Source organism: Streptomyces sp. NPDC060205 (genome assembly GCF_042728395.1).
In the GTDB taxonomy this organism is placed as follows: Bacteria; Actinomycetota; Actinomycetes; order Streptomycetales; family Streptomycetaceae; genus Streptomyces.
This window is the reverse complement of sequence record NZ_JBHWZP010000108.1, coordinates 18544-27485: the sequence shown is the minus strand read 5'-3', so window position 1 is coordinate 27485 and position 8942 is coordinate 18544. Positions and strand designations below refer to the sequence as shown.

Here is an 8942-nt window from a genome sequence, read left to right as displayed (position 1 = left end):
GTTTATAAGTCCCCCCGTGTGGTGGAGGCATTCCCCCAGAATTGGTGTTACACCCCGGGGGCCCCCCGGGTTTGGGGGGGGGTGGGGGGGGGCCCCGCGCGGGAGCGCGGCGACTCCGTGGCCGCGACGGCCCGCGACCTGTCCAAGCTCGACGACCTGGTCGCGACCTACGGTGAGCGGTTCCTGCCCCTGCAACTCGACGTCACGGACCGCGAGGCGGACTTCGCCGCCGTGCGGCAGGCGCACGAGCGGTTCGGCAGGCTCGACGTGGTGGTCAACAACGCCGGCTACGGCCACTTCGGCATGGTGGAGGAGATCTCCGAGCCGGAGGCCCGCGCACAGTTGGAGACCAACCTGTTCGGGGCCCTGTGGGTCACCCAGGCGGCCCTGCCGTTCCTGCGTGAGCAGGGCAGCGGTCACATCCTGCAGGTCTCCTCCATCGGTGGGATCAGCGCGTTCCCGCTGGTCGGCATCTACCACGCGTCGAAGTGGGCGCTTGAGGGGCTCAGCCAGGCCCTCTCGCAGGAGGTCGCGCCGTTCGGGATCAAGGTCACCCTGATCGAGCCCGGCGGCTTCGCCACCGACTGGGCCGGCTCCTCGTCGAGCACGTCCGAACCGCTGCCGGCGTACGCGGAGTTCCACCAGCAGGTGCAGGAGCAGCGGCGTAAGCGCGTCGGCACCCCCGGCGACCCGAATGCGTCCGCTGCCGCCGTGATGGAGATCGTGGACGCCGATGAGCCGCCGCTGCGCTGCTTCTTCGGCAAGGCGCCGCTGAACATCGCCAAGGCCGACTACGAGGGACGCCTGGCGACGTGGGAGAAGTGGCAGCCGGTGGCGGAGCTGGCCCAGGGCTGAGGCTGTGGGGTCGTGGGGCCGTTCTGAGCCAAGGATCGGTGACGATTCACCGTCTGCCGCGGCCGTTGTCGCTGCTGCTGCTGCCGCCGCCGCCGCCGCTGTCGCTGCCGCGCCGAGGCAGCAGATACGTGGCGCCGCACGATTCGGCGAGGGCGGGGCCGAAGAGGGCGGCCGGGGTGTACGAGCCGGGGCGGCCCTCGTCGGCCAGCAGTCGCCGGGCGATCTCCGCGGACACCGCTCCGGTGAACTCCTGCGCGTCGCCCAGGCGCAGCCAGCCCTCCCGGTTCTCGCCGTCCGCCCAGGTCGCGACGGCGTGTCCCCAGGAGTGAGCGCGCGGACGCTCCTTCGCCCTGACGCGTACCCGGGCGAGGCGGCGTGTGGCGAACGAGCGCAGACGCTCCCGTCGCACGAGGGCGCTCAGAGCGGGCGTCATGGCCCGGATCAGGGGTGAGGACGGCGCTTCGCTGGTCGCCGAGAGCACATGGCGGGCCCCGCTCGCCCGGTGGGCCGCGAGCAGTTCGCCCGACGGCATGCTCGCGGTGGTGACCTGCGAGCCGTCCGGCAGGGTCAGGCGGACCGGGTCGCCGAAGAGCCGGTCGGGCACCAGGCGGCCGTCGGTGATCCGACGGCCGTCGAGGCTGCCCAACAGCGTGCCGATCAGGGCTTCACCGGCGGTGCCTTCCTCCATCGCGATCGAGGGCACCATGTCGACACGGATCCGGAGCGGCGCGGGACGGTCCTCGCACAGCTTCACCACGACGCTCTCGGTGGCGGTCACGCCGAACCCGGCACCGGTGACCACGGTATGACCCGCCCGGGTGGCCGCGTCGTGCGTCTCGTACGCGGCCAGCAGCGCCGGGACATCGTTCGCCAGGTCGATGTAGTGACTGCCGACGGCGCGGCACGCGTCGACGACAGCGGGGGCCGTCGCGGTGAACGGACCGACCGTGTTGACGACCACGGCGGGGCGTTGCCGCCGGATCTCCGCCGCGGCGGCCGCGAGGGAAGGGGCCGGCACTGTTTCGCCGCCGACCCGCTGCGCCGTGGCGCGCAGGCGGTTCGCGTCCCGGCCCACGAGGACGGTCGTCAGTCCGCGCCGGGCGAGCTGTGCCGCGATGGTGCGGCCGCTGCGCCCGGTGCCGCCGAGCACCCAGATCTGTGCGGTCATCGAAGAACTCCTGTGGTGGGGGCGGGGATCAGCCGGCCGTGATGATGAGCTTGCCGCCCTTGGGCGTACCGTCGCGCTCCAGCTCGGTGAGCGCCTCGATGGCCTCGGTGAGCGGCACCGTGCGGGCGATCGGCACCCGCAGTGTGCCGCGCCCGGCGGAGCGCGCGACCTCTTCGAGGTCCGCCGTGACGGGCCTGGTGATGAGGACGGTGTACGGGCCCGGCAGGGCGCTCCTCGCGATGTTCACGGGGGTGGGGTGGATGCCGACGATGCGTCCGCCCGGCTTCAGCATCCCCCTCGCCGCGTCGGTCGGAAGCGTGCCGGCGGTGTCGACGACGAGGTCGAATCGGCCACTGAGCGCCGTCGGGTCGAAGTCGAACGCGACGATCGGGTCGAGGCCGAGTTCGCGCGCGTCCGCTGCGGCGGTGGCGCGGCAGCTGCCTCCCACCGAGGCGCCGTGCGCCAGCGCGGTCTGTGCGGCGGCCCGGCCGACTCCGCCGAGGCAGCCGTTGACGAAGACCGAGTGTCCTGGCCGCAGTTTTCCCTTCCTGAGCACGGCTTGGAGCGCGGTGAGGCCGACGGTCGGGATGGCGGCGGCCTCCTCGAAGGAGACTTCCGCGGGCTTCTTCACCACCCCGTTCTCCGCGGCAAGGACCATGTCGGCGAAAGCTCCCGACGCCTTGATCGACGCCCCGCCGAGCACTTCGTCGCCGACGGCGAGCCGGGTGACGCCCTCGCCGACCGCCTCGACGACGCCCGCGAAGTCGTAGCCCAGTCCCCGCGGGAACTTCCGCCCCGTCACCATCTTCATGGCGCCGCTGCGGATGCCCCAGTCCATCGGATTGGCCGCGGCGGCCCGCACGCGGACCAGAACCTCGCCGGAACCGGGACGGGCCGGCTCGAAATCCTCCAGACGCATGACCTCGGGTCCGCCGTACCGGTGGTACTGGATGCGTTTCATGGGGCCTCCACGAGTGATGTCACCGAATGACATGACTCTAGCACGGTGATGTCATCGTGTGACATCACCGTGGGTGGAGCGGGGTGTCACGAGGTGACATCACCTACACTCTCGGCATGGGACGGTGGAAGCCTGGGGCCGGTGACCGGCTGCGCGAGGCCGCGCTGTCGCTCTATCTGGAGCGCGGTTTCGAGCAGACGATGGTGGCGGACATCGCCGAGCGGGCCGGCGTCACCGCGCGCACGTTCTTCCGGCACTTCGCCGACAAACGCGAGGTCCTCTTCGACGATTCCTCCGCACTGGAGGAGAAGTCGCTGGCGGTTCTCACGGAGGTGCCGGACACGGCGTCGGCGCTGGACGCCGTCGCGGCCGTACTCGACACGGTGGCCCGGATGGTGGGGAGCGACCGTGAGCTCGCGCGGAAGCGGCAAGCCGTGATCATGGCCAACGCCGACCTCCGGGAACGTGAGCTCATCAAGCTCACGTCCCTGTCGGCCGCCCTCGCCGCCAGGCTGCGGGACCGAGGCATCGGCGAGGTCGAGGCGAGCCTGGCCGCCGAGACCAGCATCGCCGTGTTCCGCGTCGGCTTCTCGCGATGGGTCACCGCCACCGGGGATCAGGACTTGCGGGACGTCATGCGCGAGACGCTGGAGCGACTGCGGGCCCTGGCAGCCGGCGGCTGAACCCCTTCCTCAGTGACCGCTCTTCCCGACACTGACGGCGGCGGCGACAGCTTCGGTGACAGCGTCAGGGTGGTCCTGGATGTACGCCCTGACGACCGACTCGAAGGTGTCGTCGGGGCGCAGGCCGAGTGCCGTCGCGCGCGCGTTGTCGAACGAGGCGGGCCACGAACCGACGATCGCCTCGATCGCGGGGTCGGGTGCGACGGTCACCAGGTCGGCGACGGCGTCCCCGGCCACCCGGCGCAGCGCGTCGAGCATGTCGGCGACCGTGACCGTGAGCGCCGGCAGATTGACCGGAAGCCTGCCCTCCAGGGATCCGGGGCCGCTGTCGCGTCCGGCCTCGGTGATACGGAGGATGCCCTCGACGGTGCGCCGCGGTGAGGCCAGCGCGACGCGCAGGGCGGGGTCGACCGGGCAGGTGGCCGGGAGTCCCGAGAGGGGCTCGCGGATGATGCCGGACAGGAAGCCGGAGGCCGCCGCGTTCGGTGCGCCCGGCCGTACCGCGACGGTCATGAGGCGGGCCACACGTCCGTCGACGAACCCCCGGCGCGTGTACTCGGCGATCAACTGCTCGCAGACACGCTTCTGCGTTCCGTAACTCGACTGTGGCGTCGGCAGCGTCCGTTCGTCGACCACGGGCGGCAGGGGCGCCGCCGGGTCGGAGCCGTACACGGCGACGCTGCTGGAGAACACCACCCGGGGTGTCGGTCCACCGGCGGCCGACTGGGCGCGGGCGGCGTCGAGCAGCGCGCGCGTCGTGTCCAGGTTGGCGGTCATGCCCAGGTCGAAGTCGCTCTCGCACTCGGCCGACACGGCCGACGCCAGATGGACGACCACGTCCACGGGCCGCCTGAAGACGGCGTCGAGGCGCTCGCTCAGGTCGCCCTGGACGACATCGACCAGCGGGTCGTCCGCCACCGGCGTCGCGGCCGGCACGTACCGGTCGGCGAGAACCAGCCCTTCGACGGGAGCGCCGCACAGCGTCCGCCGTGCGAGCAGGACGTCGGTGACCTGCCGTCCCAGGAAACCGAAGCCACCGGTGATGACGATCCTCATACGGTCCTCCTCGTCCGTCCCGCTCGACCGAACCCGGGGTTGGCATCGAAGTAAGCTAAGGCTAGCCTTACCGCGTGTCGAAGAATCCGAAGTTGATGCCCCGGCAGCCCCAGCTGTTCCGTTGTCACGTCGTGCGCAGTGAGCGGTACACGTCCTCGATGCAACGGGTCACGGTGTCCGGGCCCGACCTCTCCTCGTTCCCGTGGCAAGGCTACGACCAGTGGTTCCGGTTGTTCCTGCGGAAACCGCACCAGGAGGAGTTCCCGCTGCCGGAGGTCTCAGGACCGGTCTGGTGGAAGCCGTTCCTTGCCACACCCGAGGACGAGCGGGCGCACTGCGCGAACTACACCGTGGCCGAATTCCGTCCCGACGCGGCGGAGCTCGACATCGACTTCGTCGTGCACTGCGGTCCGGGCGGTGAACCGGAGGGTGCCGCGGCGATCTGGGCCTGCGGGGTGGTCCCCGGTGAGGAACTCGCGCTCCTCGACCAGGGGTTGCTGTTCGACTGCCCCGACGACGCCTCCGAGGTACTGCTCGTCGCCGACGAGAGCGGTCTGCCCGCGACGGCCGGCATCCTGCGCTCCCTCCCGCGCGAGGCGGTCGGCCGTGTCATCCAGGAGATCCCGACCGCGGATGACCGCCGTGACCTGGACGCCCCGGCCGGAATGACCGTCACCTGGGTGGTGCGCGACGACCCGTCCGCGATCCCCGGCGCCGCCGCGCTCGACGAGTTGCGCCGGCACGTGCCGGCCGACCCGACGGGCTATGCCTTCGTCGTGGGGGAGTCGACCCTCGCCACCGAGGGCCGACGGCACCTGCACCGCTCGGGACTGCCGAAGTCGCGTATCACCTTCTCCGGCTTCTGGAAATGTGAGACACACGAGAAGGCCGCTGCCGCCGCCTGACCGGCGGAGCGTGCGCAGGGGCCGTGCGTGCTGCCACGGCCCCTGCGGGCGTCACCCCTCCGACGACGGGTGCAGGTGGAGGACGACCGCCGCCGTTCCGAGTGCCGGAACGGTGACCGGGACGGTTCCCTCCGGCTCCACGTCGATCGGGTGCGGGTCCAGGCCCAGGTAGTTGGTGCGGAACGCCTGCCCGACCGCGAGCGGGATACCGACGCGGCAGACGACCGGGGTGTCCGCCAGCGACTGCAGGCGGACCATGAGCCGTCCCTCACCAGGAACGGTCAGCCCGACGAGACGTACGCGGTCGTCGTCCAGGGTCAGCAACCGTGTCTGCGCCGGAAGATGCGCCTCGGCTCCCGCCCGGGCCCTGGCGCGGACCGCTACCAGCGGGTGGCTGGTGACGGCCGCCGTACGCACGGCCAGTCGCTCACCGAGCCCTTCGGCATCCGCCGCATCCGCAGCGTTGTCCGCGTCCGCAGCGTGCTCGTCGGCCCCGGCGAAGGCGACGCTGTAGCGGAACGAGTGGTGGAACGCCTGCTGGGAGGGGAAGTTGGTGTCCCAGATGTTGTTGTGCACCCAGGAGAAGACGGTGCCCGGCTCCTCCTGCGGCAGCGACTGCGGGTAGGGCGCGTACGGGATCGCGATCCCGCCGAGCTGCACGAGCGGGGCGTCGGCCGTCGACAGGGCGACGTGACGGGTGGCGTCGCTCAGACTGATCCAGCGGCGGATCGCGCGCATATGGCCGGCGGACCCCGGCACGGTCTCCCGGTCGGTGCCGAGGACCCCGCCGGTGGCCTCCGTACGCACGGTGGGGGCGTCCAGGGCGAACGGGAAGGCGAAGAAGGCGCTCTCCTTGGTGTGCGTCGCCGTCTTGTCGATGCGGTTCTCCACGTCGATACGGGCCGCACCGTGCGGAAGGTGGACCCGCACCCGGAGCCGGCGGGTCCCGGCCGGGGCGCACTCGTAGACGAGGGTCTGGCCGGTGGCGTCCGTGGTCCGGTCGACGAGCGCCGCGGGCGGCGCCGTACTGCGCGAGGCGAGCAGGTGCATCGAGTCGTCGGCGACGGTCTTGCTGGACTGGTGGTTGAACGCGCCGGCCGTGGCGTACTCGTCGTACACATAGCCGTTGAGGCCGAACACGGCGTCCTGCCGGACCAGTTCGCGTCCGGTGTGCTTGTCGACGACGGAACCGATGCACGCCTCGCGCAGGTCGACGGTGACCCGCAGATGGTCGTTCTCCAGGACGGTCGGGTCCGCGGACGGCGCCGTCCAGGACGCGTCAGCCCGTTCGTCGCCGCCCAGGCCGGGGACGATGTCCAGCCGCAGCGACCCGCACGCCGGTACGTCGGAGACCGGCACGTGCAGGAACCGCCCGGCCGCCCGGTGCCGGTCGTTGCTCTGCGCCTCCTCCACGAACGGCAGCGACGTGCCGGTGCGGGCGTCCAGGACCTCGACCGCGTCGTGCAGCGCGACGGTGCTCTCCGGCAGGAAGAGCCGTGCCGTCTCCGTACGCGGCCAGCTGCAGGTGTTGACGACATGGAAGGAGGCCAACGCGTCGGCGGGCGCGGCGAACGCCTCTCCGAGCAGCGCGGACGCGGCGTCCAGGAGTGTCTCCGCGTCGTCGTGGGCGCGCATGGCCTGTGCGTACTTCCAGTGCCACTGCTGCTCCCCGGAGCCGTGGCCGTGGTCTCCGTGGGTCCATGGATCGCCGGCGCCCCAGGTGTGCTCGTTGAACAGCGAGGCCGCCCGGTAGACGGCCGGCGCCTTCGCCGTGACCGCCGTGCTGCCGGGTACACCCATCAGGTGCGCGTAACCGGCCACGGTCTGGGCCTCGGCGAGGGCCGCTTGGCCGCGGCGGGTGGCGGCGAGCGGGACGGCTCCGGCGCCGACCCCGTCCACCCACCAGTCGCTCCAGTCGCCCCGGTAGGTCTCCAGGCGGTCCCCGACGCGCTGCTCGGCGTCCGCGAAGAAGTCCTCGTTGCGGGAGGCCCGCAGCTGCGGGTAGGCCCACTGCTCGTTCCAGCGGCGTACCGTGTCGGCGATGATCCGGCGCGGCGGCCCGTTGTCGGCGAACTTGCCCAGTACGCGCAGGTGCAGGACGTCCCACGGATACGGCTCGACGCCCGCGGTGGCGGCGGAGGTCCCGTCGAGGATGGGGAAGCCGGGGATCCCGCGGCCCTCGTGCGGATACGGGAACCGGGTCAGGGCGGACAGGTAGGCGGGCAGCAGGTCGTCGACACTGTCGTAGGACTCGTCGAAACCGAGGATCGAGCCCTCCATGTACGCCAGGCCGTGCGGTGTGTCAGTACGCCACACCAGGACGCTGTTGCCGCTGGGTGCCTGCCAGCGGAACAGTCGTGGCAGGTGTGCCCCGCCGACGAGGTGAGGGACGGCCCGCCCTGCCCAGTTGTGTGCCACGGACAGGTAGCGGATGCCGTTGTCCGTCAGGACGTCGGGCAGGCCGACCACCTGTCCGGGGACATCGGTCTGCATGGCCGTGGTGATGTCGATGCCGTGGCGGTCGCGCAACTCCGTGACCGGGCGCAGCAGTTCGTGCAGTTCGTCGGTGGAACAGGTCTCCGTGTGGAGGTTGAACGGCATCGCCGTCAGTTCGACGCGTCCCTCGCGCACCCGGTCAAGGAAGTCCGCCACCTGGCGTGCGGGCCTGTTGGCGCTCCAGTCCTGGAAGGAGTGGAACCCTTCGACGGCCCAGCGGAACCGGGCGGGCTCCGGCCAGTCGTCGGTGTCCCGGCACAGTTCGAGCAGGGAGTCGAGGTAGGCGCGGGACTCGGCCATGACCCGGCCCTGCGGATCGGTGTAGCCGATGTCGAGGTGGGAGTGCTGCACCAGGTGCAGCGTCCAGTGGCGCTGCGGGCGGGCCTCGAAGTCGAGCCAGGTGCCTTCCGCCAGGTCGGGGAGTTCGATCCGCAGGGCAGTGGGTACGTCCACCTCCGGCACCAGGACGCGCAGGTCCGTCCCGGGGCCGGAGAGGAGTTCGCCGCGGACGGGCGTACCACCGCCGGTGGTGACCCGGACCCTCGTGACGCGCGGTACCCCGGTCCCGGCCGCCGCGCCCTGACGGTGGAGCCGCACCCGGATGGACTGCAGCAGTCCGCCGGAGCCGTCGTGGCGCAACAGGGGTTCGCCCGACAGGCGCACCTCCAGGTCACCCAGGCCGACGGTGGCGGTGACCACGCGGTCGCGCAGGATGTCGCGCGCGAGGTCGGAGTCCCACCAGGACGGCCGGGTCAGCGGTGGCTTGGGCATGGTGCGTGATCATCCTTCGTGTCGGGAGGGCGGGGGCGCGGTCAGGG

The 8942-nt window shown here is 71.7% G+C and carries 7 protein-coding genes; 3 read left to right on the top strand and 4 right to left on the bottom strand.

Annotation, left to right across the window (positions count from 1 at the left end; all coding sequences use genetic code 11):
• Positions 1-21: 21 nt before the first annotated feature.
• Positions 22-855: an SDR family oxidoreductase gene (locus ACFWGJ_RS20430; protein ID WP_387326360.1), complete on the top strand. Its 834-nt coding sequence runs from the start codon at positions 22-24 to the stop codon at positions 853-855.
• Between the two features lie 46 nt (positions 856-901).
• Here the strand turns inward: ACFWGJ_RS20430 and ACFWGJ_RS20425 are convergent, their stop codons facing one another.
• Both ACFWGJ_RS20425 and ACFWGJ_RS20420 read right to left on the bottom strand, forming a co-directional pair.
• Entirely contained in the window at positions 902-2023 is a 1122-nt protein-coding gene (locus tag ACFWGJ_RS20425) for a saccharopine dehydrogenase NADP-binding domain-containing protein (RefSeq protein ID WP_387326351.1), read from the bottom strand.
• A gap of 28 nt (positions 2024-2051) precedes the next feature.
• Complete coding sequence (locus ACFWGJ_RS20420) at positions 2052-2984, bottom strand: NADP-dependent oxidoreductase (RefSeq protein ID WP_387326348.1); 933 nt, start codon at positions 2982-2984, stop codon at positions 2052-2054.
• Between the two features lie 116 nt (positions 2985-3100).
• On the opposite strand from ACFWGJ_RS20420, the gene ACFWGJ_RS20415 reads away from it, so the two are divergent.
• On the top strand, positions 3101-3667 hold the full coding sequence (locus ACFWGJ_RS20415) for a TetR family transcriptional regulator (RefSeq protein ID WP_387326345.1): 567 nt from the start codon (positions 3101-3103) through the stop codon (positions 3665-3667).
• A 9-nt stretch (positions 3668-3676) separates the two neighbouring features.
• Here ACFWGJ_RS20415 and denD read toward each other — a convergent pair whose 3' ends face one another.
• Entirely contained in the window at positions 3677-4723 is a 1047-nt protein-coding gene (denD, locus tag ACFWGJ_RS20410) for a D-erythronate dehydrogenase (RefSeq protein WP_387326342.1), read from the bottom strand.
• 74 nt (positions 4724-4797) lie between these two features.
• On the opposite strand from denD, the gene ACFWGJ_RS20405 reads away from it, so the two are divergent.
• Positions 4798-5628: a siderophore-interacting protein gene (locus ACFWGJ_RS20405; RefSeq protein ID WP_387326339.1), complete on the top strand. Its 831-nt coding sequence runs from the start codon at positions 4798-4800 to the stop codon at positions 5626-5628.
• A 51-nt stretch (positions 5629-5679) separates the two neighbouring features.
• Here ACFWGJ_RS20405 and ACFWGJ_RS20400 read toward each other — a convergent pair whose 3' ends face one another.
• Positions 5680-8895, bottom strand: a complete 3216-nt coding sequence (locus ACFWGJ_RS20400) for a glycoside hydrolase family 38 C-terminal domain-containing protein (protein WP_387326336.1) — start codon at positions 8893-8895, stop codon at positions 5680-5682.
• Positions 8896-8942 lie beyond the last annotated feature (47 nt).